Source organism: Primorskyibacter sedentarius, from assembly GCF_004342065.1.
GTDB classification, from domain to species: Bacteria; Pseudomonadota; Alphaproteobacteria; order Rhodobacterales; family Rhodobacteraceae; genus Primorskyibacter; species Primorskyibacter sedentarius.
This window is the reverse complement of sequence record NZ_SLZU01000001.1, coordinates 606562-630496: the sequence shown is the minus strand read 5'-3', so window position 1 is coordinate 630496 and position 23935 is coordinate 606562. Positions and strand designations below refer to the sequence as shown.

Below are 23935 nucleotides of genomic sequence, written 5' to 3'. Positions count from 1 at the left end.
ATATTTTGTTAACCATTCCTTACCTCACGACTTGGTACCGAGTCGCATATGCATCTGTGTAGACCTTGCGCGCACTAAGATGCGCGCAAGTTTCTGTTTTTAATAAGATTTTAGTATTTCTTCCGCGTCGATTTTCCTAAGGTGGCTCGGAAGCAGCATCCTGAGAATTCAGGAACCCGGGCGATGAACTCGCGCCACGGGGGAAAAATGGGATTTGTTTACTGCTTGTTCGACTGCTGCTCCTGCCATAGGGAAACCTAGTGAGTGGTTAATCCCGTGAGTAAAAAGTGCGCTGCCGAATTTGCGGCAGCCTGTTGTTATTATTTTGGTTTGGCTGCGTTGAGCGGCCACGGTGAGGTCAGATCATGCCCGATCAAACGATCAACGTTAACACGACTGTCGACGGCGTCGGTGTTGCAACGACCAGTACAATTCCAGACACCTCTTTCGACACGTTGAGCATTGACCACACGGTCAATATCGGCGCGCAAACCTCGCCGGATATCAACGTCGCCATCGCAGTCGACACGTCCGGGTCTGCAGGCGGGAGTTCCGGGTCCGACGTTGACGGCGATGGCACGACTGACACCTTTCTTGAGGCGCAGGTCTATGCTGCCAAGCAGGTGTTTCAAACCTATATCGACAATGGATACGACCCATCGACGGTGACGGTCACGCTCGTCGAATATAACAGCGATTCGTCCTTGGTTGGTGTATACACGTTGGACCAGCTGACCCAGTTCGAACAGGATATCGACGCATTGACGGCTGGGGGCGGAACCAACTTTGCTGCGCCCCTGCAAGAGATCAACGACAGCTGGACGGCGCAAGGCGTCACGGATCAATCGTCAAACTCGATCATCTTCATGTCTGATGGCGTTCAGAACCGAGGCGGTAATTTTACCGATGAAGCACTGGCGCTGGAGAACGATTTCGGCGCATTGATCTCGGGTGTTGGTGTGGGTGCCAGAAGTGGCCTGAACGCGGGCAGTGATGGCGGTCTGAACGACCTCGACAACACTGGCGGCTCAATCGGGTCGGCTGACGGTGCTATTCAGGTTGTCGATGCCTCGCAACTGACCGACGCGATCAGCTCTCCGCCGCCAATTCTGGACGTCGACTCCGTGACGGTTGTTCTGACCTATCCTGATCCGGCCGATCCGAGCCAGACGATCACGATTACCGAAGTCATTCCGGTTGGCGATCCACGCCTTGTTCCGACGCCCAGCGGTTATGTGCTGGACGACCTTGTCATCGACTACGAACCGAATCCGGCGCGCGGCGATGACATTCAGGTCGAAATCATCACCTCGTTCAATAACGGGACCGATGTCCTGTCGACCGGTGTTGTTACGATCCCGCAGCTGGTCTGCTTTGTTGGCGGTACCCGGATCATGACGGCGCAGGGTGAAAAGGACGTGGCTGATCTTCGGATCGGGGATCTGGTGCTGACGCGGGACAATGGCATGCAGCCGGTCCGGTGGATCGGCCGTCAGAGCTTTGATACGGCGTTTCTGGCCGGGCAACCCAAGGCGCGTCCGGTCTGCATCAAGGCCGATACGCTTGGTCGCGGCATGCCGAGGCGCGATCTTCGGGTGTCCCAGCAGCACCGGATGCTGATCCAGTCCCGTGCTGTCGAGGCACTGATCGGAAAGAGCGAGGCGCTGGTCGCCGCCAAGAAGCTGACCGGCCTGAAAGGTGTGGAGATCGACAACAGCTGCACGCCGCTTGAATACGTGCATTTCCTTTTCGACCGGCACGAGCTGGTGCTTGCTGACGGGGCGTGGTCCGAAAGCCTGTTCATCGGCCCGCAAGTCTGGACGCATATGGACAGCGAGACGAAGGCAGAGTTTCGCCTGCTTATGGGGATCACGCAGCCCGAGGACCGCCCGGCGCAGGCCGCTGCGCGAGATATTCCGACACCGCGAGAGCAGAAAGACATCGTCTTGGCGATGCTTGACAGCGCGAAGTAAGCAATCTTTACGGCAGGCCAGCGTGGCTGGCGACCTCTTGCGCTGATATGGCTTGGCGTCGGCGCGCATCTGGCACGTCGTCATCGGCGGGATGGAGGGTCTAACGCGCGGGCTGCCTCAGATTGCGGAGAACCGGTCAGGGTCGGTATCAGTGAGGTGGGCCGTGACTGCGGGCAGGTCATGACGCGTTGTCTGTCCAACCCGCGCGACACATTCCCATTGGTCCAACGAAAAACGCCACCCAAACCCGGGTGGCGTTTCTTTTTCGATTGGCACGTTGGCCGGTATCAGTGGCCCAGGATCTGGCTGAGAAACAGCTTCGTCCGGTCTGATTGAGGGTTGTTGAAGAACGCCTCTGGCTCGTTTTGCTCCACGATCTGGCCCTGGTCCATGAAGATCACACGGTTCGCCACCTGACGGGCAAAGCCCATCTCGTGCGTGACGCAGAGCATGGTCATGCCTTCCTCGGCCAGCTCGATCATGGTGTCGAGAACCTCCTTGATCATCTCCGGATCAAGGGCAGAGGTTGGTTCGTCGAACAACATCACGCGCGGCTTCATGCACAGCGACCGAGCGATGGCGACACGTTGCTGCTGACCGCCGGAAAGCTGGCCGGGATACTTGTTGGCCTGATCGGGGATCTTGACCTTTTCAAGGTAGTGCATCGCCGTCTCGATGGCTTCCTTCTTGGGGGTCTTGCGAACCCAGATCGGCGCCAGTGTGCAGTTCTCAAGAATGGTCAGGTGCGGGAAGAGGTTGAAGTGCTGGAAACACATGCCAACCTCGGAACGGACCTTGTCGATGTTCTTCAGGTCATTTGTCAGCTTCGTGCCGTCAACCTCGATAGAGCCTTGCTGATGTTCTTCCAGCGCGTTGATGCAGCGGATCAGCGTGGATTTACCCGACCCGGAGGGGCCACAAATCACGATCCGCTCGCCCTGGTAGACGGTCAGGTTGATGTCGCGCAGCACGTGAAACGTGCCGTACCACTTGTTCATTCCCTGGATTTCAATTGCCACCTCGTCAGAGACGGCCAATTCCTTGCGGGCTGTAGCTTGTTCAGACATTTTCTATCTCCTCACCGGTGAGAACGGTCGAGTTTGTTTTCCATGTAAACCGAGTAGCGCGACATGCCGAAGCAGAAGATCCAGTAGATCAGGGCAATGACGAGATAGCCGGTATAAGCGGTGGTGGGCGTCGACCATTCCGGGTCTTTCAGCGTGGCCGACAGGATGCCCAGCAGGTCGAAGATCGAGATGATCAGAACCAGCGTGGTGTCCTTGAAAAGGCCGATGAACGTGTTGACGATGCCCGGGATCACGGTGGTCAGCGCCTGCGGCATGATGATCAGCCGCATCTGTTGCCAGAAGCTGAGACCCAGCGACATGCCGCCTTCGTACTGGCCCTTGGGAATGGCCTGGAGGCCGCCCCGGATCACCTCTGCCATATAGGCCGAGGCGAAGAGGACCACGCCGATCATGGCGCGCAGGAGCTTGTTGAAGTCGACACCCGGTTCCAGGAAATAGGGCAACATCGCGCTGGCGAAGAACAGCACCGAGATCAGCGGAATGCCCCGCACCACTTCGATGAAGATGATCGAGCTGTAGCGGATGATCGGCGCGTTGGACTGTCGCCCCAGCGCCAGCAGCATGCCCACTGGCAGCGAGATCACGATCCCGAAGATAGCGACCACCAGAGTGATGGTCAGGCCACCCCATTTGTTGGTCTCCACGACCTCGGTGCCAAGGGCAAGGTCAAGCGTCATGGTCACCAGCGGAAGGCCGGCGAAGATGCCCAGCACGATGGCTGCCATCAGCAGGGCCGGGGCCATCGCTTCGCCGACATCGCCAATGCTGCCGTGGCTTGTCACCCAGTAGCCGGCAAAGGCAATCCCGGCGAGGATCAGCGGGAACCAGACGCCGGATACGACATGACCAATGTCGCCGTCATGCTCGATCGGCATACCGTTCAAAAGCACAAAGGCGATGACGGGATAGCCAAAGAGCATGAAGGCCGCGACCTTGCCACGATGCGGCAGCGGGAAGATCAGCCAGGCAATACCCACGGCAAGCAAGGCCATGCAGACATTCACCCGCCAGACCTCTTCCGGGGGGTAGAAGCCGTACATGAACTGGTACCACTTTGCCTTGATGAAGGGCCAGCAGGCACCTCCGGCGTCAAGGCAGGCCTCTCGTTTAAGCCCTTCGGGATCGAAGAAGGTGGCCGAGAAGATGGCAAAATCCAGCAGCGTCCATGTCATCCAGACCAGCGCATAGGCGGTGAAGACCGTGATGATCGTCATCATGATCGACACGATGGCCTTGCTGGGGGTGGCATAGTCCGCCATCGACGCGAAGATGTTCTCCCACAGCCATGCGCGGGGACCGATTTGCGAGGAAGGCGGCTCCAGCAGCGGAGCGTCTTCGGTACGAACGTATGAGATATCTTGATTCATCGTGATGTCCCTTTCCTACCGTTCGACCAGCTTCACGCGGTTGTTGAACCAGTTCATGAAGGCCGATGTGAGAAGAGAAATCGTGAGATAGACAAGGATCACGATGGCGATGATCTCGATCGCGCGGCCGACCTGGTTGAGCGTGGTGCCGGCGAAGACGGCAACCAGTTCCGGGTAGCCGATGGCGGCGGCGAGCGACGAGTTCTTGGTCAGGTTCAGATACTGCGAGGTCAGCGGCGGGATGATCACCCGGAACGCTTGCGGCAGGATCACCTTGCGCATGGCAAGGCCCGGGGGAAGCCCCAAAGCGCCTGCGGCTTCTGACTGGCCGTTTGGAACCGCCTGAATACCAGCGCGGACGATCTCGGCGATGAAGGCGGCGGTATAGGTGGTCAGTGCAAGGAACAGCGCGAAGAATTCAGGCGCGATATAGCTGCCGATACCTCTTTCGAAGCCGCGCCGCAGGATCGGGCCTTCGGTCACGAAGTTGGGCCATTCGATTGTCATTGGGCGTCCGGTCACCAGGAACACCAGCGTTGGCACGAGGATCAGCAGGCCCAGCGTGACAAGGCCCACAGAGCTTTGCTTGCCGGTGGCGTCCTGCCTGCGCTTGGCCCAGCGGGCAAAGCCCCAGGCGGCGACACAGGCCAAGAGGAAGGCGATCAGCGTATAGGAAAAGCCGGGCTCGACCAGCGGGTAGGGGCCGTAGATGCCCTTGGAGTTCCAGCTCAGCAATCCGGGGACCAGCCAACCGGCATCGCGCGGACCGGGTGCCACGAGGCGCAGCACAGCCGTCCAGAAGAAGATCTGCAGCAGCAGCGGCACGTTGCGCAGAAGCTCGATATAGATTGTCGCAAAGGAGTTCAGGACGAAGTTGTTCGACAGGCGGAAGATGCCAAGAAGGAAGCCCCAGAGCGTTGCAAAGATCACGCCCGCGATGGCGATGATCAGCGTGTTTGCGATTGACAGCAGGAACACGTCGAACACGGTATTCTTGCCAGCCTCATAGCCGATCAGCCACGTCCCGAAGGTCGTCAGGATCTGGATGTCGGATGGCCGCCCGAAAAAGTCGAAGCCGAATTCCCGGCCCTGCTCAGCAAGGTTGGCGCCCGCGTTACGAACGGCGATGTATGCGGCAATGATGATAAGGATGGCCAGCACGGCCTGGAAGAAGAGCGATCGGGCCTTGGCATCGAAGACAAGCGCGGCCAGACCGCTGCGCTCGCTCCGGACGGCGTCGTCGCTGTCACTGATGGAGCTCATGTTCGTTCCCTGTCGGATGTTATTGTTTTATTGGGAAAGGGACGGGGCATGCCCGTCCCTTTCGATATCTGCAGATCGCGCGATTAGCGGATCGGCGGTGCGTACATGAAGCCGCCGTTGTTCCACAGGTTGTTCACACCGCGGTCAAGCTTCAGCGGCGTGTCGGGGCCGACGTTGCGGTCATAGATCTCGCCGTAGTTGCCAACAGCCTTGATCGCACGGGCTGCCCAATCCTTGGTCAGGCCCATGGGCGCGCCGTAGTCATTGTCGCCAGCACCCAGGATACGCTGAACCGAGGGGTTCTCGGAGGTCATCATCTCGTCAACATTTGCAGAGGTGATGCCATATTCTTCGGCTTCGATCAGGGCGTTCAGGACCCACTTGGACACACGCTCCCACTGCTTGTCGTCTGCGCGAACGGACGGGCCAAGCGGCTCTTTGGAGATGGTTTCAGGCAGAACGACATGCGCATCGGGATCCGCGAGCTTCAAACGCTCGGCGGCCACGCCGGAACGGTCGGTCGTGAAGACGTCGCAACGGCCCGCGCCATAGGCTGCGATCACCTCGTCAGAGTTCTCCAGCGCAACAAGCTCGAAGCTCATGCCGTGCTGGGTGAAGTAGTCGGTGATGTTCAGCTCTGTCGTGGTGCCGGTATTGGTGCAGATCGTCGCGCCATCAAGCTCCAGCGCGGTGGTCACGCCCAGGCTTGCGGGAACCATCATGCCCTGACCGTCGTAATAGCTGACGCCGGTGAAGGTGATGCCCAGATCGGTGTCGCGGGTGATCGTCCAGGTGGTGTTGCGCGACAGGATGTCGATCTCGCCCGAGGACAGCGCGGTGAAGCGGTCCTTGGCCGAAAGCGAGACGAACTCGACGGCCTCGGGATCATCCAGAACGGTTGCGGCCACAGCGCGGCAGTAATCGACGTCCAGACCGGTCCACTTGCCGCTGTCGTCAGGTGTCGAGAACCCGGGTAGACCCTGGCTTACGCCACACTTCAGCTTGCCTGCGGCTTTGACATCGTCGAGCGTGCCCGCGGAGGCACCGCCTGCCACGAGGGCCGCAGCGGCGACCAGGGTATAAAATTTGGGTGTCATTTACGAACTCCATGTTGGTCGTTTTTGGGGGGCGTTTGAAACCGTCCCCGGTTTAGGCGGAGCAGAGGCTCCTTCCAGGCATGCAATCCACGGTCAGGTCCGAGGGGGAGGCGGGGCCTCTGGTTCGGAGCGGAGCGCATCTGCGATCCCAAGCTAGGTGACTCGATGAATAGCATGGGGAACTTTTTAAATCGCGATTCGTGATGGTGTAAATCGCCCATTCACATGGCATTTCCCGCTTTGACGCGGGCGATTCCCGGTGGGTTGCAGCCAAAGCGATTTGAGAAATTTGCAAGCCATTGAAAATCAACAGTTTTAATGGGGTTGATTTTAAAGAATTCAGGCGCGCAGCCAAATATTTAAATATGAACAACACACGTATAAGGCGAATTGCTGCCGGATTTTTTGGCACTAACGTCGCGTCAGTGAGAGGCGGCGCGGGCGCTGGCGCGGCTGAAATGCGGCGCTGAGAGCCGCAGGACGCGGCCCGGGGGGGCGCGCAAAGCGGGTTTGAGGGCGCGGGGGTTTGATGCCTTTTGTGCTTTTTGTACCCCCGTTTTGTACAAATGCCCTCTGACCCCGCCGAAAGCCGCTTGGACCTGATGGCGCGCGCGCCGGGACGGGCGGGGGACCGGACCTGCGGCGCGGGACGGGAATTGCGCGCGGGCGCTGGATTGCGCTGCGGCCACGGGGGCTGCGCGCGCCGGGTTCAGAATTTGGAAAGCCGGCCGTGTAAACATTCCCCCCATGACAACCGAATACCGCATAACCCCGCTGAGCACCTTTCGCCGCGACTCTGGCCGGTTGACCGAATGGGTCCGCCATTCGGGGGGGCGGATCTGGCTGACCAAACACGGCAAGGCCGTCGCCGCCGTGATCCCGATGTTCCAATGCGAACGGCTGGAAACCTGGGAGCGCGTCTCGCTCGCCGAGAAACGCCGCCAGATGGAAGAAGGCTATGCCCGCTGGAAAGCCGTCAAGGCGCTGAGCGGCGACACGGCAGAACGGGATTTCTGGGATCGGGGGATTTGAGGGCGAGCCATTTGTCGCACTTCAATGTAGCGGGCCGGTCTCGCGGTTACAGGTGCTAGCCGGGATTGGCATATCCCAGCTTTTACAAATTGAGCAACGGGCGGCGTCGTACCAAGCAAAGTTGTATTATCTACCAAGTTGGAAAGACATGGCCCTCGACGCAGTTGCTGATGGCAACGGCTAAAGCCCCGGCGGCGACCACATCTTTCATATTGGGCCTCCTCTCCCTTTCAGTGGGGCGAACCAAGGTTGTAAACGGATGCGTGTGTGTCTAGCTGTCTAGGGTTAGTGCCGGGTGGGACGTCTGCGGGGTGCAACGGATAGGAAGTGCATAGTAAGGTAGCAAAATACCGCCTTGCAAAAAACTCACACCGCTTGATAGTTAGGCCTCTCCGTTCAAAGCCCGCCCCGGGCATTTAATCAAAGTGAGGGTCGTTTTGGCGAAGATACCTGTCGTTGCAAGCGTCGGTGAATATTTGGATTTTGTACTCGATGATATAGTTAGTGGGAAAATTACCGCGTATCGCGGCCATTCCAATTATTCCTATAAACTAATTCCAAAGATTTACAGATTTGAGACCGCAAAGAAAAATGAAGAAAGAATTTTGTCAGAGTTGTTGACAGAGTCCCCTAGTGATTTTAAGGATGATAAGTCAGTTTTTGAGCAGCTAGTGAGGGCACAGCATTACGGCCTGCCGACCAGATTACTAGATGTAAGTCTAAATCCTTTGGTCGCATTATTTTTTGCTGTTCGAGACTATAAGTCCGTAGAAAAAGATAATGATGGTGAGGTGATAATTCTTGAAATTTCAGAACAAAGGTCGAAATTGTTTGACAGCGACGCGATAAGTTGCGTTTCTAATCTGGCGCGCCTGACATATGACGAAAAGAATACCCTTTATCAACACTTGATGTCGAAAAAAGGGAAGGGTGGGGTCTCTTCGATAAAGGTCGAGACGTTCAACGATATGCCGGAAGTTGAACGATTGGTGCAATTCGTTCGCGTTGAGAAGCCCTACTTTCAGAACAAGATAAGGGCGTTGGACTTAGGTCGATTTTTCTTTGTGAGACCAAAGAGGACTAATAGGCGTATTTTGGCGCAAAGCGGCGCATTTGTTATGTCAGGGCTCCTCAAACAGATCGGAGAGGAAACCAGTACGGCATTTAATTTTAGCAGAATAAGAATCGACCGCAATGAAAAACATAGCATCTTATCTGACCTGGATAAGCTTCATATTAATGACCGCACGATGTTCCCAGAAATCGAAAACACTTCTCGCTATATAGGTGAGAAGTACACGGATTAAATTTTCAAAATCGTTCATTTGTGGGGCGGCAAAAATTCTATTTGCTGAAATTTCCTGAGTTAAGAGCGCTCCGTCTCCCGACTACAATCACTCCGCCTCCGCCTCCATCACCTGCAATCCGACATTGCCGATGACGGTGTTGCGCAGGCGGTCCCGGTGCATGAGGACTCCGTCGGTGATGTAGAGCTTGTCGACGTCGAGTATCCACGGGCCGACACCGGGGGAGGCGACGCGGATCTTGGCCTCGCCGGCGGTGGCGTTTTTGCCCTCCAGCGTCACGTAATCCGTGCCGGGCTGGATCAGGGCAAACATGGTGGGGTCGGAATTCGCGGCGAGATTCTGCATGATGTAGAGGATCTCGTCATAATCGGTGATGCGGTCGGCCTTGAAATAGCACGCACCCTCGTACCCGCCCAGAGCCACGGCCGTGAGCCCCGCGATCACGATGGTAACGGGCGCGGTGGCGATGGCCGTTGCGGTGCCAAGGGCGCCGGATGCGCCGGTGGCGATGCTGGTGCCCGCAGCCGTTGCACTGGTGACGCCGGAGCTGATCATGGTGGCGCCGGTGACGGGGTTTTCCAGCGTGTAGGCGCCCACGGCCTTGACGCCGGTCGCAGCGGCGCTGGCGGCATCGGTTGCCATGTCGCGCGCGGCGGAGCCTGCCTTGCCCGCGACGATGCTGGGGCGGAAATCGCAGACCTCTGCAGCGCCGGTTTGTGCGGCGAGGATCAGGGCGAGGGTCAGAATCGGGCGCATATGTGCCTCCTGCACGGGCGTTTCGGCGCACTCTAGCGGAGCGGTGCGGGCCCGTGCAGGGGGAATGTCATCACGTTGATGTGCAGGCGTGGCGGCCTAGCCATCCATCTTGAGGGCAGAGATGAACGCCTCTTGCGGGATGTCGACCTTGCCGAACTGGCGCATCTTCTTTTTGCCGGCCTTCTGCTTTTCCAGCAGTTTCTTTTTACGCGTGGCATCGCCGCCGTAGCATTTCGCGGTCACGTCCTTGCGCAGGGCTGCGAGGGTTTCGCGGGCGATGACCTTGCCGCCGATGGCCGCCTGGATCGGGATTTTGAACATGTGGCGCGGGATCAGGTCCTTGAGCTTTTCGCACATGGCGCGGCCGCGCATTTCGGCCCGGTCGCGGTGGACCATGGTAGAGAGCGCGTCGACGGGTTCGTCATTCACGAGGATCTGCATCTTGACGAGGTTGTCTTCGCGGTAGCCCAGCATCTGGTAGTCGAAGCTGGCATAGCCCTTGGTGACCGATTTCAGGCGGTCGTAGAAGTCGAAGACGACTTCGTTGAGCGGCAGGTCGTAGACGACCATCGCGCGGGAGCCCGCATAGGTGAGGTCGAGCTGGATGCCGCGGCGGTCCTGGCACAGCTTCAGCACGTCGCCCAGGTATTCATCGGGGACGAGGATGGTCGCCTTGATGCGCGGTTCCTCGATATGGTCGATGGTCGAGGGGTCGGGCATGTCGGCGGGGTTGTGCAGTTCGATCTCGGACCCGTCGCGCATGTAGATCCGGTAGATCACGGAGGGCGCGGTGGTGATGAGGTCGATATTGTATTCGCGTTCCAGACGGTCGCGGATGACTTCGAGGTGGAGCAGGCCAAGAAAGCCGCAGCGGAAGCCAAAGCCGAGCGCGGCGGAGGTTTCCATTTCCGAGGTGAAGGACGCGTCGTTCAGGGCGAGCTTTTCGATGGCGTCGCGCATGTCTTCGAAATCGGCGGCATCGACGGGGAAGAGGCCGCAGAAGACCACCGGGATCGACGGTTTGAAGCCGGGCAGGGCGGTTTCGCAGCCCTTCTTCTCGGTCGTGATCGTGTCGCCGACGCGGGTGTCGCGGACCTGTTTGATCTGGGCGGTGATATAGCCGATCTCGCCGGGGCCGAGTTCCTTGACCTCTTGCATGGCGGGGCGGTAGACGCCGATCCGGTCGATGTCATAGGTGCCGCCGGTGCGCATCATCTTGATCCGCTGGCCCTTTTTCAGAACGCCGTCGATGACGCGCACGATGACGACGACGCCGAGGTAGGGGTCGTATTTGGAATCGACGAGCATCGCCTTGAGCGGCTTGTCGGGGTCGCCTTCATGGGGCGGCGGCAGGCGCTTGACGATGGCCTCCAGCACCGAGGGGATGCCGATGCCGGTCTTGGCAGAGATCAGGCAGGCGTCCGACGCATCGATGCCGATGACATCCTCGATCTGTTCGCAGATCCGTTCGGGTTCGGCCGCGGGCAGGTCGATCTTGTTGAGGACGGGAACAATCTCGTGATCCGCGTCGATGGCGGTGTAGACATTGGCCAGGGTCTGCGCCTCGACCCCTTGGGTGGCATCGACCACCAGCAGGGAGCCTTCGACCGCGCGCATGGAGCGGGAGACCTCGTAGGCAAAGTCGACATGGCCGGGCGTGTCGATGAGATTGAGGATATACGTCTCGCCATCCTCGGCCTTATACTCGATCCGGACGGTATTGGCCTTGATGGTGATGCCACGTTCGCGTTCGATGTCCATCGCGTCGAGCAATTGCTCTTTCATCTCGCGGGCGGAGACGGTGTTCGTGGACTGGATCAGCCGGTCGGCCAGGGTGGATTTCCCGTGGTCGATATGGGCAACGATCGAGAAGTTGCGGATATGCGAGAGCTTTGTCATGCGAGCCGATATGATGCGGAAAGCAGCAACGGTCAAGGTGGCACGATACGTCGCGGCGGGAGGCTTTGCGGGCCGTGCTGCGCATACCACGGAAAGGAAGGCGACATGACGCGGGAAATTGCACGGCAGGCGCGGGTGATGGGGCGGGTTCAGGGCGTGGCCTTCCGGGTCTGGACACAGGCCGCAGCGCGGCGTCAGGGCTTGCGCGGTTGGGTCCACAACAATGATGACGGGTCGGTCACGACCCTGCTGGTGGGGGCGGAAGACGCGGTAAAGGCCATGCTGCTGGCGCTGCGCGACGGGCCGGGAGCCGCGGCGGTGCGCGATGTGCTGGTGGACGAACTGGAGGATCTGCCGGATGTCGAGGGGTTCGAAATCACCGGTTGAGCGCAACAATTGCCGCCTTTCTTGGCCCGCCCGTCTGTTGGGAATTGAAATCTGCGCGGAAATCGGACAGGATTCCCGCAGAGGCAACAAAGTCCGGGCAAGAGAGGATAACCTCCGCATCCCGGCCGTATCGGAGCAGTAGAATGCGAGTTTTCATCCTGTTGATGCTGGTGACCACACTGGCAAGCTGCGGCGGCAGCAAGAAATCCACCACCTATTCCGGCGGGTCCGTGACCCGTCTTGCGTCGGGGCCGATCAGCCGGGCCTGCCTCGCGTCGGAACGCAAGGCCAGCAGCCCGCGCCTGTGCGGCTGTATCCAGACGGTTGCGAACCGAACGCTGGATGGCGGCGACCAGCGGCTTGCGGCGAAATTCTTTGGCGATCCGCATCACGCGCAGGAAATCCGCCAGTCCGACCGCAGCTCTCACGAGGTGTTCTGGAAGAAGTACAAATCTTTCGCCAGCTCGGCCGAACGGAGCTGCCGGGGCTACTGAGCCCGGCCGCACAACGCGCATCACGGCGACCCGCCTGACAGCATAGCCCGCGGCCCGGAACAGGGCTTGCGGGCTTTTGCGTGGCACGGCCGGCTTGACGGGACGGGCTTGACGGGACGGGCTTGACGGGGCGGGCGATCGGTTTCAGAAAAGGTGAAACTGTGGGCGGGATGAACCGGTGTTCAACGGCGTGACCCTGAAAGGGCTGGAAGTGTTCGAGGCGCTGGCGGCGACCGGCTCTGTCGCGCTGGCATCAGAGCGCACGGGGCTGAGCCAGCCTGCGGTCAGCCAGCAGATGCGCAACCTTGAAACGGCGCTGAAGGTCGATCTGGTGGATCACGGTCGCAGGCCCATGCAACTGACGCCCGCGGGGCGCAGTTTCCTGCAACGCACGCAGGTGGTGCTGGGCCAGTTGCGGCTGGCGCAGAACGAGCTGACGGTCATGGACCTGACGCATCTGGAAACGCTGAACCTGGGCATGATCGACGATTTCGACAATGACCTGACCCCGCGACTGGTGACCATTCTGGCCGAGAGCCTGTCGAAATGCCGGTTCAAGCTGGTCTCGGCCCCCAGCCACGAGATCAGCGCCGCACTGGTTGCGCGCAGGCTGCATATGGCGGTGGCGGCCAGCGCGGGCGATCCCCTTGACGGGGTTACGGAATTTCCGCTTGTCCGCGATCCCTACATCCTTGTCATTCCGCGCGGTGCCGGGGGGGCAGAGGCGGCGCTGAAGACGCTGCCCATCCTGCGCCATGACCGTGATCAGCTGATCGGCCGGCAGGTAGAGGCGCATCTGGCGCGGCAGCGTCTGGACTGGCCCGCGCGGTTCGAAATCGGGCCGCACCTGTCGCTGATGGCGCTTGTCGCGCGGGGTGTCGGCTGGACGATCACGACACCGCTGGGCTATATGCGCGCGGCCCGGTTCCACCCGGAAATCGAGGCGCATCCGGTGCCGTTCGAGCCGTTCTCGCGCCGGATTTCGCTGTTTGCCGGGGCCGACTGGGCCGAGCAGGTGCCCCGCGACGTGGCCCGCACGATGCGGCTGTTACTACAGGAAACGGTGATCGATCCGGCGCTGGCGCAGCTGCCCTGGATGAAGGACGATCTGCGGCTGCTGGACGGCTAGGCCGCCCGGCTGGCGGGGGCCTTTGGTTTTCGATTTTTCGAAACTGCCGCTTATGCGTCGAGAAAGGCGCGGGCGGACGCTTCGAATTCGCGGGGCTTTTCGGCATGCAGCCAGTGGCCCGCGCCGGTGATCCTGGCAAAGCGCGCCTTGGGAAACAGGGTGCGGATGCGGTTCCGGTGGGCGGGCAGGACATAGTCGCTTTCACTGCCGGACAGGAACAGGGTCGGGCGTTCGAACCGGGCGTCGATCTCGGGGAAGCCCAGCACTTTGGGCATCTCGGCCTCCAGCGTGTCAAGGTTCAGCTTCCAGCGGCGTTCCTTGATGTCGAGCGACTGGGTGAAGAAGGACTGGAGGGTCTTGTCCTCGACCGTGCGGGCCAGCTGTTCGGTGGCGTCCGAGCGTTTTTCCACCCCGGACAGGTCCACGCTGCGCATGGCGGCGATGAATTGCGACTGGTCATGGCCGTAGGCGACGGGTGCGATATCGGCCACCAGCAGGCGGTTGAGCAGGTCGGGATGTTTGAGCGCGAGCGTCATGGAGGCCTTGCCACCCATCGAATGGCCGATCACGTCGGCGGGGGCATCGAGGGTGCGGATGACCTCGGCCAGGTCATCGGCCATGTCGGGGTAGCCGTGGGCGTCCGACCAGAAACTGTCGCCGTGGTTGCGCATGTCGACGGCGATGACCTGACGCGTGTCGGCGAGGCGGCGGGCAATGACGGACCAGTTGCGCCCCGACCCGAACAGGCCGTGGACGATGAGGAGGGGCGGGCGCGAGGTTTTCTCGCCGAATGTCAGCATGTTCAGCATGGCCCACATCTAGCCGTCCGCGCCGGGGTTTTCCAGTGCCCGCGCGTGGGGGAGAGAGGCGACTTGCCGGCCGGTTTGGTTCGGGGCGCGCGCGGGAAAGGCGGCTTTGGCTGCGTGCCAGATCCGGGGCGGTGCGTCGCGGGCGGGCGGGTTTAACGCCTCAGCGCGTCGCCTGCGTGCCACAGGGCCGTGTGTGCGGCATCGTCATCCATCTCGATCAGGGCGGCGAGCGGATCGGTATCGGGCCGGTGCAGCGGGTCGGGAAGGATGCCGATGCTCATGGCGAGCGCGGCGAGTTCGGGCCGGCTGTTCACGCCGGTGCGCTGCATCAGCGTGTTCATCCGCTGGCGCACGGCAGATACCGAGATGTCGAACTGTTTGGCGATGGCCTTGTCCTTCTTGCCCAGCCCGATCAGGCGCAGCAATTCCTGCTGCTTGTCGGTGATCTGGTTGCGTTCGGAAAATTCCTGCGAGAAGTGAAAGACATAGCGCTGGTGGCCCGCCAAAGCCGCGGCGTGCAGCGTCCAGCCATGCGAGCGCATGATGGTCTGCATGTCGCGCCGGGAATGATCGCCCGCAAAGGACAGCATTGCCGATTGCGCCGGGCTGTGCTGGCGCAGGGGGATGGAAAACCCCGAGCGGATGCCGCGCCGGGCGGCCTCTTGCAGAACGGCGATGCGGGTGTCGGGCAGGTCGTGATACTCGTCGATGAATTCCAGCCCGATCGCGATCGGGGTGAGGTGGGTCATCGCGTGGCTGCGAAAATAGGACCAGCGATCATTCTCGGGGTCCTGGTTATGTTCATGCAGCCACCTGGAATCGTAGGAGGTGCGGATGAACAGCGTCTTTTTCCAGTCGGTATAGCTGCTGGCAGAGACGAAATCCACGCAAGGCAGCTGCAGATCCCGCCCAAGCCTGACGATCATACGCCAGACCTGACTGGAATGCGTGGTGGTTTCGAGATCGCGGAGAAACCCCTGAAGAAGATCCGGCACAAAGCGCTCTGCCCCGATCAGGGGGCGGGGCGCGTCGTTGTCGGTCTCAGACAGTTTCGTCCTCCAGATGCATCTTCATCTCGATCAGGACTTTCTGAAGGGTCAGCGTTTCCTTCAGCATGCGCTTGGCCTCGTTGACCGTGATGACGCCGTCCTGGATCGACAGGTTGTATTCCGCCATCAGCATGGCGAATCGCTGGCTGAGCACGATGACATCGGAATTGATGCCGCCGGGCTTGTTGGAAGCGGTTGGATTGCCTTCCTGCGACAGGGTCATCCCGCGCAGTTCCGACAGGGCCGCGGTGACATGCGGATAGCTTGATGCCTCTTCCAGACGCGCAACAGCGTCGATGGGCATGAAACGGTCTGAATGTTCGTCATGATCTGAATAATACCGTCCAAGCGTCGCCTTGGATTTTCCGGTGATTTCGCAGGCCGGTTCTATGCCCACATCCTTCACCAAAGCCTCGGTGTGTTTTTTCAGATAACTGCCGATAGTGTCCATTCTGGTCCTCACTTGCCCGCCGGAAGCGGGGAATCCAATCCCCATTTCCCCTTAACCGTATTGAATGGAAATGTCATTTACAAAGCAAGCCCGCACGCAGGTGGGTAGGTAACGAGTTGCCGCTTTGCGGTTTTGTTGAAGAGGCCCCGGTGGGCCAGGCCCGTCAAACGGCCGAACGCACCGGGGTCATGTACCTTGGGCAAATCTCGCCAAAGGGTTTGACTTGTTCCACGACGACGGAGCCGGATGGCGAATCCACTCCCCCGTGAATGGCTGTCTGGCACCGTCGTCGTCCTTTATCCTGTCCTGCCCCTTCGTCCCGGCTTGAGCCCCCAGCAAGGCTGGGGCATATCTTGCGCCATGGCAAAGCTGTATTTTCACTACTCGACGATGAATGCGGGCAAGTCGACCTTGCTGTTGCAGGCGTCTTACAACTACCGCGAGCGCGGGATGGACACCTATCTGCTGACGGCCGAGGTCGATCAGCGCGCAGGTGCCGCGCGCATCGGTTCGCGGATCGGGATCGCGGCAGAGGCTGATACATTTGTAAGCGGCGATGATCTGTTTGCACGCATTGTGCAAAGACAGGAAAGCGGCAGCATTGCCTGCGTCTTTGTCGACGAGGCGCAGTTTCTGGAGCCTGAACAGGTGTGGCAACTGGCCCGCGTGGCCGATGATCTGAAATTGCCGGTGATGTGTTACGGGCTGCGCGTCGATTTCCGGGGAGAGCTGTTTCCCGGTTCGGCCACCTTGCTGGCGCTGGCGGATGTGCTGCGCGAGGTGCGCACGATCTGCCATTGTGGTCGCAAGGCAACGATGGTGGTGCGTCAGGATCAGGATGGCCGCGTGCTGCGCGACGGTGCGCAGGTGCAGATCGGCGGGAACGAGGCCTATGTCTCGCTTTGCCGCCGTCACTGGCGCGCGGCGATGGCGCAGGACGCAGAGGGCTAGCCCCTCAGTGCATCTTGCCGCCATCGGGGACCGGCGTTTTCGGCCCGATCAGGACGATATCGCCATTCGCGTCCGACAGCCCCAGCGTCAGGCATTCCGACATGAACGGCCCGATCTGGCGCGGCGGGAAATTGACCACGGCCAGCACCTGCTGCCCGACAATGGTTTCGGGGTCGTAATGCTGCGTGATCTGGGCAGAGCTTTTCTTTGTCCCCACCTCCTCGCCGAAATCGATCCACAGCTTGATCGCGGGGCGGCGCGCCTCGGGGAAGGGTTCGGACCGGGTGACGGTGCCGACACGGATGTCGAGTTTCAGGAAATCGTCGATCGTGACCTCAGCCATTGGCAAGCTCCCTTGAACGGTCGGCGGCGGCGGCCACGGTGTTTTTCATCAGCGACGGCAGGCCTGTATCCGAGTTCATCAGCACGTCGAGCCCCGCCTGCGTGGTGCCGTTGGGCGAGGTGACATTGACGCGCAGCTGCGCGGGCGTCTCATCTGCCGCCTCTGCCAGCGCGCCGGCCCCGGCAACTGTGGCCTTGGCAAGCGTCATGGCCAGATCCGGGGCCAGCCCCTGCGCCTCGCCCGCGGCGGCGAGGCATTCGATCATGTGAAAGACATAAGCCGGGCCAGAGCCGCTGACCCCGGTGACGGCATCCATCTGCGCCTCGGCCTGCAGCCGGACGGTCTGGCCCACGGCTTGCAGCAGCTCTTCGGCCATGGCCATCTGCGCGTCCGAGGCGACGGCATTGCCGATCAGCGCGGTGATGCCGCGCCCGACGGCGGCGGGGGTGTTGGGCATGGCGCGGATGATCGGGGTGCGGGCGCCCAGCATGTCCTGATAGGTGGCGATGCCGATGCCCGCGGCCACCGACAGGAACAGCGTGTCGCCATTGCCATAGCTTTTCAGCGTCGGCAGCGCGTCCTGCATCATCTGGGGTTTCACGGCGATCAGCACGATGGCGGGGCTGTCCGGCAGGGTGGTGTTGAGGTTCACGCCCTGCGCGGTCAGCCAGTCAGAGGGGTAGGGGTCGTTGACCCAGACGGAAGAGGCAGAGAGCCCGCCTTTCAGCCAGCCTTCCAGCATGGCCGATCCCATTTTGCCGCAGCCCAGAAGCACCAGGCCGCGGTTTGCCAGTTCCGTCATGTTCATAGCAGATCCCCCGTCGGATTATTCCTTGTCGGGGGATAGTGTTACGCGCGGCCGTAAGCCTCTGCAATGGCGACCTGAAGCGCATCTTTGGGGCGCTGGTCGGACCAGATCATCAGCTGGAAGGCGGGGTAGTAGCGCTCGGCGCTCAGCACCGCGGCGGTGATCATCGTGTCGATCTGTTCGGGGCTGGCGACCTGCCCGCCCGCGAGGATCAGCCCGTAGCGATAGACCATCAGCTTGGGTTCGGCCCAGTAGCTGAACGCGCCCGCCCAGCATTGGTCGTTCACAAGGTTCAGCCCTTCGTGCAGCGCGCCCATCTTTTCTTCCGGCGGGTCCATGTCGAAGGTGCAGATCATCCGCAGCGTTTCGTCATAGGCCGACCAGGCGAGGGTGATGGAATATGTGCGCCACTGGCCCTCGACGGCCATCGCGATCTGATCGTCCCCGACGCGGTCGAAATCCCATTCGTGGTTTTCGGCCAGGTGTTCGACGATGTCGATAGGGTGAAGGTCGTCTTCCAGATACTGTTCGGACAATGCCATGGCGCCACCTCATTTTTCTGTAGCGCGGGGGCTTGGCAGCGCCCCCAAGCGCTTGGTGCCTGCTCTAGGATGAGGGGGATTTCCCTCGATCCTTACCATATATGGTGGGGGTTGGGTATCGGCCTGTAAAGCTAAATATTCGTGAACAACGCAATAAGTTGTGGATTACTCCTGGCTCTGCCACCAGATTACGCGTGCTGCCGTAGGGTCAGGCAGGGCTAGTCCACAGGGTCGGATTTTTCGCCCTCGCCCGAGCGGACGATGTGCATTTCTTCGGCCGGATAGGGCTCCAGCAGGTCAAAGGCGGCGTCGGCGTCGGCCTCCAGCCATGTGGCATGATCGCCGGGTTTGAGGATCACCGGCATCCGGTCGGGATGCACGGGGCGCACGACGTCATTCGCGGTGGTGGTGATGATCGTGTAGGTCTCGCATTCCTCGGGGCCGTCCTTTGTCATGTAGCGCGAGCGCGTCCACATGCCCGCAAAGGCGAAGGGCGGGCGGGGGTCGTCGCCTTTCAGGGCGAACCAGTGATAGGTGGCCGGGTTGCGGCCCTTGGCCTCGCAAAAGGACGAGGCAGGCACAAGGCAGCGGCGGTTGAGAAACGCGTCTTTCCAGAGACCTGCGCTGCGCAGTTTGTCGGCGCGGGCGTTGTTCCAGGCCGACGGCATGATGAGGTTGCCTGTCTTCTTGCTTTTGTTCGTGGTGCGGAACCCCCAGCTGAGCGGCAACATCTCGCGCCCCTCTTCCGTCAGGCGCACCACGGGGGCCATATGTTTGGGAAAGATCGCGGGCAGCGGTTCGGCATTGCCGGTGCGGTCCAGCCCGGCAGTCACGTCGAACATCTGGCGCATCGCCTGCGCGGCGGTGGTGTTGGAATACAGATTGCACATGGCGCGGCCCTCCTGCTGCCCTATCCATATGCCAGATGCGGAGCCTTTGCACGACAGGCACATCAATGCGGCAGCGCCCACCCGGCGGGCGGGGGTGCGACGACCTAAACCTTGCATTTACGCAACAGCAGGCATAGCGGTGCTGTATTACCTCTCTTTTCCGGCCGCGCCGGACATTTCTTGCAAGACCGGCACAGCCGTATTTTCGGCGCCGCCATGAACATTCAGTTTCTGAGGACGCAGGTTTTCCCATGAAACCCAAAATCATCACGACGATGGCCAGCTATGACCGTCAGCAATTCACCTCTGACCTGATCGCGGGCGTGACCGTGGCGATGGTGGCCCTGCCGCTGAGCCTTGCCATCGCCATTGCCTCTGGCGCGGGGCCGGAAAAGGGGCTGATCACCGCGATTGTCGCCGGTTTCCTGATCTCTGCGCTGGGCGGCAGCCGGGTGCAGATCGGCGGGCCGACGGGGGCGTTCATCGTCGTCGTGTTCGGCGTGATCGCCGAGCATGGCTATGACGGGCTGGTGCTGGCCACGTTCATGGCGGGGCTGATCATGCTGGTCGCGGGGTATTTCAAGGCGGGCAGCCTTGTCGCCTATGTGCCGGAACCGGTGATCAACGGCTTTACCATCGGCATTGCCGTCATCATCGCCACCAGCCAGATCAAAGACCTACTGGGCCTGTCGATTGCCGAGGTGCCTGCAGAGTTCATCGGCAAGATGGAGGCGCTGTGGTCCGCCCGCGACACGCTGAGCGGGCTGGCGCTGGCCATCGGGCTGGCGACAATGGTGCTGATCGTGGCATTGCGGCGCGTGGCGCCGAAATTTCCGGGTCTGATTATCGCGGTCGGTGTGACCTCTGCGGCCGTGGCGCTGTGGATGCTGCCGGTGGACACGATCTTTTCGCGCTTTGGCGCCTTGCCCAGCACCTTGCCCATCCCCGCGCTGCCGGAGATCAGCCTTGCCCGGATCACGGAGCTTTTGCCCTCTGCCATCGTCATCGCCTTTCTGGCCAGCATTGAATCGCTTCTGTCTGCCATGGTCGCTGACCGGATGAGCGGCGGGCATCACCGCCCCAATGCCGAGGTTCTGGCGCAGGGCTGGGCCAATATCGGGTCGTCCCTGTTTGGCGGGCTGCCCGCGACGGGGGCGATTGCGCGCACGGCGACAAATGTGCGGGCGGGTGGCAAGACGCCGGTGGCGGGGATCGTGCATGCGCTGACCATTCTGCTGGTGATGCTGGTGGCGGCGCCGCTTGCGGGCTACCTCGCGATGCCCGCGCTGGCCGGGCTGCTGATCCTGACCGCGTGGAACATGAGCGAGCCGCATAAATGGGTCAGCTATGCGCAGGCGCGTGTTTCTGACCGGGTGCTGCTGGTGCTGACGCTGGTTCTGACGGTGTTTGCCGATCTGACCGTGGCCATTGGCGTCGGCGTGTCCGTGGGCCTCGCGCTGCGGTTGCGGCGACGCAACGTCGAGATGGAAAAGGACTGGGTTCCGCCCGAGGCATGACCGGCAGGGATGCGCGAGGGGGCGCGTTGGCGCCACGCTCCCCCTTGGCGAGCGGTTTCGGCGGCGCTATGACGAATGTCCCGAAGCCAGACGAGAGAGGCCGCACGTGGACCCCAGCATTCGCATCGCCCGCACCATCGCAACAGAGATTGGCGCGCAGCCGCAGCAGGTGAATGCCGCCGTGGCGCTGCTGGACGAAGGGGCCACCGTGCCGTTTGTCGCGCGCTACCGCAAGGAGGCCACAGGCGGGCTGGACGATACGCAGCTGCGCAACCTGGCCGACCGGCTGTCCTATCTGCGAGAGCTGGAAGCGCGGCGGGTGGCGATCCTCGAATCGATCAAATCGCAGGACAAGCTGACCGATGATCTGGCCCGCGCCATTGCCGGGGCCGAGACGAAGGCTGCGCTGGAAGACATCTATCTGCCCTACAAGCCCAAGCGCCGCACCAAGGCGATGATCGCGCGGGAAAACGGGCTGGAGCCGCTGTTGGAGGCCATTCTGGCGGATCGCGCGGCTGACCCGGAGGCTTTGGCCAAGGGCTATCTGTCCGAGGCGGTCGAGGGCACGAAACAGGCGCTGGAAGGCGCGCGGGACATTCTGGCAGAGCGTCTGACCGAAGATGCGGGGCTTTTGGGCGACCTGCGGGCCTTCATGCAGAAAGAGGCGTTTCTGACCGCCAAGGTTGTCGAGGGGCAAGAGGAGAAGGGCGCGAAATTCTCGGACTATTTCGATCACCGCGAGGCTTGGGCGGATGTGCCTTCGCACCGGGCGCTGGCGATGCTGCGCGCGTCGAAAGAGGGGATCGTGACGGTGGATATCGCGCCTGATCCCGAAGAAGGCGCAGAGCGGGCCGAACGCATGGTTGCCGCGCGTCTGGAATGTCGCGGCGCGGGGCCAGGGGACGACTGGCTGCGCAAGATGGCGGGCTGGACCTGGCGGGTGAAGCTGTCCATGTCGATGATGTTCGAGCTGCTGGGCGATTTGCGTGCCCGCGCGCAGGAAGAGGCGATTGCCGTCTTTGCCCGCAACCTCAAGGATCTGCTGCTGGCCGCACCTGCGGGCGCGCGCCCGACGCTGGGTCTTGATCCGGGTATTCGGACGGGCGTGAAGGCTGCGGTGATCGATGCCACGGGCAAGGTCGTGGCGACGGATACCTTGTACCCGTTCCAGCCCAAGAACGACACGCGCGGCGCGCAGGAGGCGATCCTGCGGCTGGTCAAGGCGCATGGCGTGGATCTGATCGCCATCGGCAACGGCACGGCCAGCCGCGAGACGGAGCGGCTGGTGGCCGAGACGCTGAAGCTGCTGCCTGCGGGCGTGAAGCAGCCCACGAAGGTTGTGGTGTCAGAGGCCGGCGCGTCGGTTTATTCCGCGTCCGAACTGGCGGCGCGTGAATTCCCGGATCTGGACGTATCCTTGCGCGGGGCCGTGTCGATTGCGCGGCGCTTGCAGGATCCGCTGGCGGAACTGGTCAAGATCGAACCCAAGAGCATCGGCGTGGGCCAGTACCAGCATGACGTCGACCAATCGCGCCTGTCCAAATCGCTGGAGGCGGTGGTTGAGGATGCGGTGAACGCGGTCGGGGTTGACCTGAACACCGCCTCGGCACCGCTGCTGGCGCATGTCTCGGGGCTTGGGCCGGGGCTGGCGGAATCCATCGTGGCACATCGTGACAGCAACGGGGCGTTTGCGGCCCGGAAGGAATTGCTCAAGGTTGCGCGGCTGGGGCCACGGGCGTTTGAGCAATGCGCAGGCTTCCTGCGCATCCGCGACGGTAAGGAACCGCTGGATGCGTCATCGGTCCACCCCGAAGCTTACGGCGTCGCGCGCCGGATCGTGCAGGCCTGTGGGCGCGATCTGCGGGCGATCATGGGCGATAGCGGCGCGCTGAGCGGGTTGCGGGCCGAGGATTTCGTCGATGACAGCTTTGGCCTGCCGACGGTGCGCGACATCCTGTCGGAGCTGGAAAAGCCCGGCCGCGACCCGCGCCCGGAATTCAAGACCGCCAGCTTTGCCGACGGGGTCGAGGACATCAAGGATCTCAAGCCCGGCATGGTGCTGGAAGGCACGGTCAGCAATGTCGCGGCCTTTGGCGCTTTCGTCGATATCGGCGTGCATCAGGACGGGCTGGTCCATGTCAGCCAGCTGGCCGACCGGTTCGTGAAAGACCCGCATGAGGTGGTCAAGGCCGGTGACGTGGTCAAGGTCCGCGTGACCGAAGTGGACGTGCCGCGCAAACGCATCGGCCTGACGATGCGCAAGGATGGCGGCGACCCCGCCCGGTCTGCAAAGACAGAGCGGGACGCAGGCCCGGCTGCACGCCGGGGCGGTCCGGGAGGAAAGGGCGGCAATGGCGGCGGCGGTGGCGGTCGTGGTCCGGGCAAGGGGCCCCGGGGTGGCACGCATTCGGCCAAACCTGCGGGCAAGCCCGATCAACCCGGCGCGTTGGGGTCGGCCTTGCTGGACGCGATGAAGAAGAAGTGAGCCGCCAGGGGGCGTCGGGCTTTTCGCTGCGACCCCAACGCCTTGCAGGGCAAGTCGGTTGCGCAGGTCTTGGGCCGAAGGCTGCCACGTGTGCGGCTGCCCCTTCCGGCGTGCGGGGCTAGGGGGCGTCTTCCCTTGGAAGCAAGCCTCAAGGATTTTATACGATCTGGTGCGTCATATCTGTGTGAAGGTGCCGTCCCTCGGGCGGGCGCCCGCGCAGTCTTCGTCGCGAATGTCCTTATCTAAAGGCAGGCAGGGTCGTCGGCGCAGCCGTCAAGGCAAGGTGATCGGTTGGCTT

The 23935-nt window shown here is 61.5% G+C and carries 22 protein-coding genes; 9 read left to right on the top strand and 13 right to left on the bottom strand.

All coding sequences use genetic code 11. From position 1 onward, the window contains the following. Window positions 1-365: 365 nt before the first annotated feature. Window positions 366-1973, top strand: a complete 1608-nt coding sequence (locus tag EDD52_RS02890; protein WP_132241606.1) for a Hint domain-containing protein — start codon at window positions 366-368, stop codon at window positions 1971-1973. Window positions 1974-2260: 287 nt separating this feature from the next. Here EDD52_RS02890 and EDD52_RS02885 read toward each other — a convergent pair whose 3' ends face one another. The 4 genes from EDD52_RS02885 to EDD52_RS02870 all read right to left on the bottom strand — a co-directional run bounded on the left by EDD52_RS02885 (window position 2261) and on the right by EDD52_RS02870 (window position 6788). Next, window positions 2261-3040: an amino acid ABC transporter ATP-binding protein gene (locus EDD52_RS02885; protein ID WP_132241604.1), complete on the bottom strand. Its 780-nt coding sequence runs from the start codon at window positions 3038-3040 to the stop codon at window positions 2261-2263. An 11-nt stretch (window positions 3041-3051) separates the two neighbouring features. Next, the gene (locus tag EDD52_RS02880; RefSeq protein WP_207905957.1) at window positions 3052-4428 is read right to left on the bottom strand and encodes an amino acid ABC transporter permease; all 1377 of its coding nucleotides are present in this window, start codon (window positions 4426-4428) and stop codon (window positions 3052-3054) included. A gap of 15 nt (window positions 4429-4443) precedes the next feature. Continuing rightward, entirely contained in the window at window positions 4444-5691 is a 1248-nt protein-coding gene (locus tag EDD52_RS02875) for an amino acid ABC transporter permease (RefSeq protein WP_132241600.1), read from the bottom strand. An 83-nt stretch (window positions 5692-5774) separates the two neighbouring features. After that, complete coding sequence (locus EDD52_RS02870) at window positions 5775-6788, bottom strand: amino acid ABC transporter substrate-binding protein (RefSeq protein WP_132241598.1); 1014 nt, start codon at window positions 6786-6788, stop codon at window positions 5775-5777. Window positions 6789-7535: 747 nt separating this feature from the next. Between EDD52_RS02870 and EDD52_RS02865 the strand changes: the two genes are divergently transcribed. Continuing rightward, window positions 7536-7820, top strand: coding sequence for a type II toxin-antitoxin system Phd/YefM family antitoxin (locus EDD52_RS02865; RefSeq protein WP_132241596.1), 285 nt, complete (start codon window positions 7536-7538; stop codon window positions 7818-7820). A gap of 437 nt (window positions 7821-8257) precedes the next feature. After that, window positions 8258-9127, top strand: a complete 870-nt coding sequence (locus EDD52_RS02860; RefSeq protein WP_165907444.1) for an FRG domain-containing protein — start codon at window positions 8258-8260, stop codon at window positions 9125-9127. A gap of 87 nt (window positions 9128-9214) precedes the next feature. Here the strand turns inward: EDD52_RS02860 and EDD52_RS02855 are convergent, their stop codons facing one another. After that, window positions 9215-9883, bottom strand: coding sequence for a hypothetical protein (locus EDD52_RS02855; RefSeq protein ID WP_132241592.1), 669 nt, complete (start codon window positions 9881-9883; stop codon window positions 9215-9217). A gap of 96 nt (window positions 9884-9979) precedes the next feature. Beyond that, window positions 9980-11782 (bottom strand): translation elongation factor 4, encoded by a 1803-nt coding sequence (gene lepA, locus EDD52_RS02850; protein ID WP_132241590.1) that lies wholly within the window; start codon window positions 11780-11782, stop codon window positions 9980-9982. A 105-nt stretch (window positions 11783-11887) separates the two neighbouring features. On the opposite strand from lepA, the gene EDD52_RS02845 reads away from it, so the two are divergent. From EDD52_RS02845 to EDD52_RS02835, 3 genes are all read left to right on the top strand, one after another. Further along, the gene (locus EDD52_RS02845; RefSeq protein WP_132241588.1) at window positions 11888-12169 is read left to right on the top strand and encodes an acylphosphatase; all 282 of its coding nucleotides are present in this window, start codon (window positions 11888-11890) and stop codon (window positions 12167-12169) included. A gap of 143 nt (window positions 12170-12312) precedes the next feature. Next, complete coding sequence (locus EDD52_RS02840) at window positions 12313-12663, top strand: hypothetical protein (RefSeq protein WP_132241586.1); 351 nt, start codon at window positions 12313-12315, stop codon at window positions 12661-12663. A gap of 178 nt (window positions 12664-12841) precedes the next feature. Further along, window positions 12842-13792, top strand: coding sequence for a LysR family transcriptional regulator (locus tag EDD52_RS02835; RefSeq protein ID WP_132241584.1), 951 nt, complete (start codon window positions 12842-12844; stop codon window positions 13790-13792). Between the two features lie 50 nt (window positions 13793-13842). Here the strand turns inward: EDD52_RS02835 and EDD52_RS02830 are convergent, their stop codons facing one another. From EDD52_RS02830 to EDD52_RS02820, 3 genes are all read right to left on the bottom strand, one after another. Further along, window positions 13843-14601: an alpha/beta fold hydrolase gene (locus EDD52_RS02830; protein ID WP_132242016.1), complete on the bottom strand. Its 759-nt coding sequence runs from the start codon at window positions 14599-14601 to the stop codon at window positions 13843-13845. 152 nt (window positions 14602-14753) lie between these two features. Beyond that, a complete protein-coding gene (locus tag EDD52_RS02825; protein ID WP_132241582.1) occupies window positions 14754-15596 on the bottom strand; it encodes a helix-turn-helix transcriptional regulator in 843 nt (280 codons plus the stop codon). 46 nt (window positions 15597-15642) lie between these two features. Beyond that, window positions 15643-16101: a hypothetical protein gene (locus EDD52_RS02820; RefSeq protein WP_132241580.1), complete on the bottom strand. Its 459-nt coding sequence runs from the start codon at window positions 16099-16101 to the stop codon at window positions 15643-15645. A gap of 360 nt (window positions 16102-16461) precedes the next feature. Here EDD52_RS02820 and EDD52_RS02815 point away from each other — a divergent pair, with 360 nt between their 5' ends. Next, a complete protein-coding gene (locus tag EDD52_RS02815) occupies window positions 16462-17052 on the top strand; it encodes a thymidine kinase (protein WP_132242014.1) in 591 nt (196 codons plus the stop codon). A 4-nt stretch (window positions 17053-17056) separates the two neighbouring features. Here the strand turns inward: EDD52_RS02815 and EDD52_RS02810 are convergent, their stop codons facing one another. The 4 genes from EDD52_RS02810 to EDD52_RS02795 all read right to left on the bottom strand — a co-directional run bounded on the left by EDD52_RS02810 (window position 17057) and on the right by EDD52_RS02795 (window position 19635). After that, the gene (locus EDD52_RS02810; protein ID WP_132241578.1) at window positions 17057-17395 is read right to left on the bottom strand and encodes a tRNA-binding protein; all 339 of its coding nucleotides are present in this window, start codon (window positions 17393-17395) and stop codon (window positions 17057-17059) included. Next, the gene (gene proC / locus EDD52_RS02805) at window positions 17388-18203 is read right to left on the bottom strand and encodes a pyrroline-5-carboxylate reductase (RefSeq protein WP_132241576.1); all 816 of its coding nucleotides are present in this window, start codon (window positions 18201-18203) and stop codon (window positions 17388-17390) included. Before proC ends, EDD52_RS02810 begins: the two co-directional genes overlap by 8 nt. Before the next feature lie 41 nt (window positions 18204-18244). Then, entirely contained in the window at window positions 18245-18745 is a 501-nt protein-coding gene (locus tag EDD52_RS02800) for a type III secretion system chaperone family protein (RefSeq protein WP_132241574.1), read from the bottom strand. Window positions 18746-18963: 218 nt separating this feature from the next. Then, the gene (locus EDD52_RS02795; protein ID WP_132241572.1) at window positions 18964-19635 is read right to left on the bottom strand and encodes an SOS response-associated peptidase; all 672 of its coding nucleotides are present in this window, start codon (window positions 19633-19635) and stop codon (window positions 18964-18966) included. Between the two features lie 251 nt (window positions 19636-19886). Between EDD52_RS02795 and EDD52_RS02790 the strand changes: the two genes are divergently transcribed. Beyond that, window positions 19887-21152: a SulP family inorganic anion transporter gene (locus EDD52_RS02790; protein WP_132241570.1), complete on the top strand. Its 1266-nt coding sequence runs from the start codon at window positions 19887-19889 to the stop codon at window positions 21150-21152. 106 nt (window positions 21153-21258) lie between these two features. Further along, the gene (locus EDD52_RS02785; RefSeq protein WP_132241568.1) at window positions 21259-23637 is read left to right on the top strand and encodes a Tex family protein; all 2379 of its coding nucleotides are present in this window, start codon (window positions 21259-21261) and stop codon (window positions 23635-23637) included. The last annotated feature ends 298 nt before the right edge of the window (window positions 23638-23935 follow it).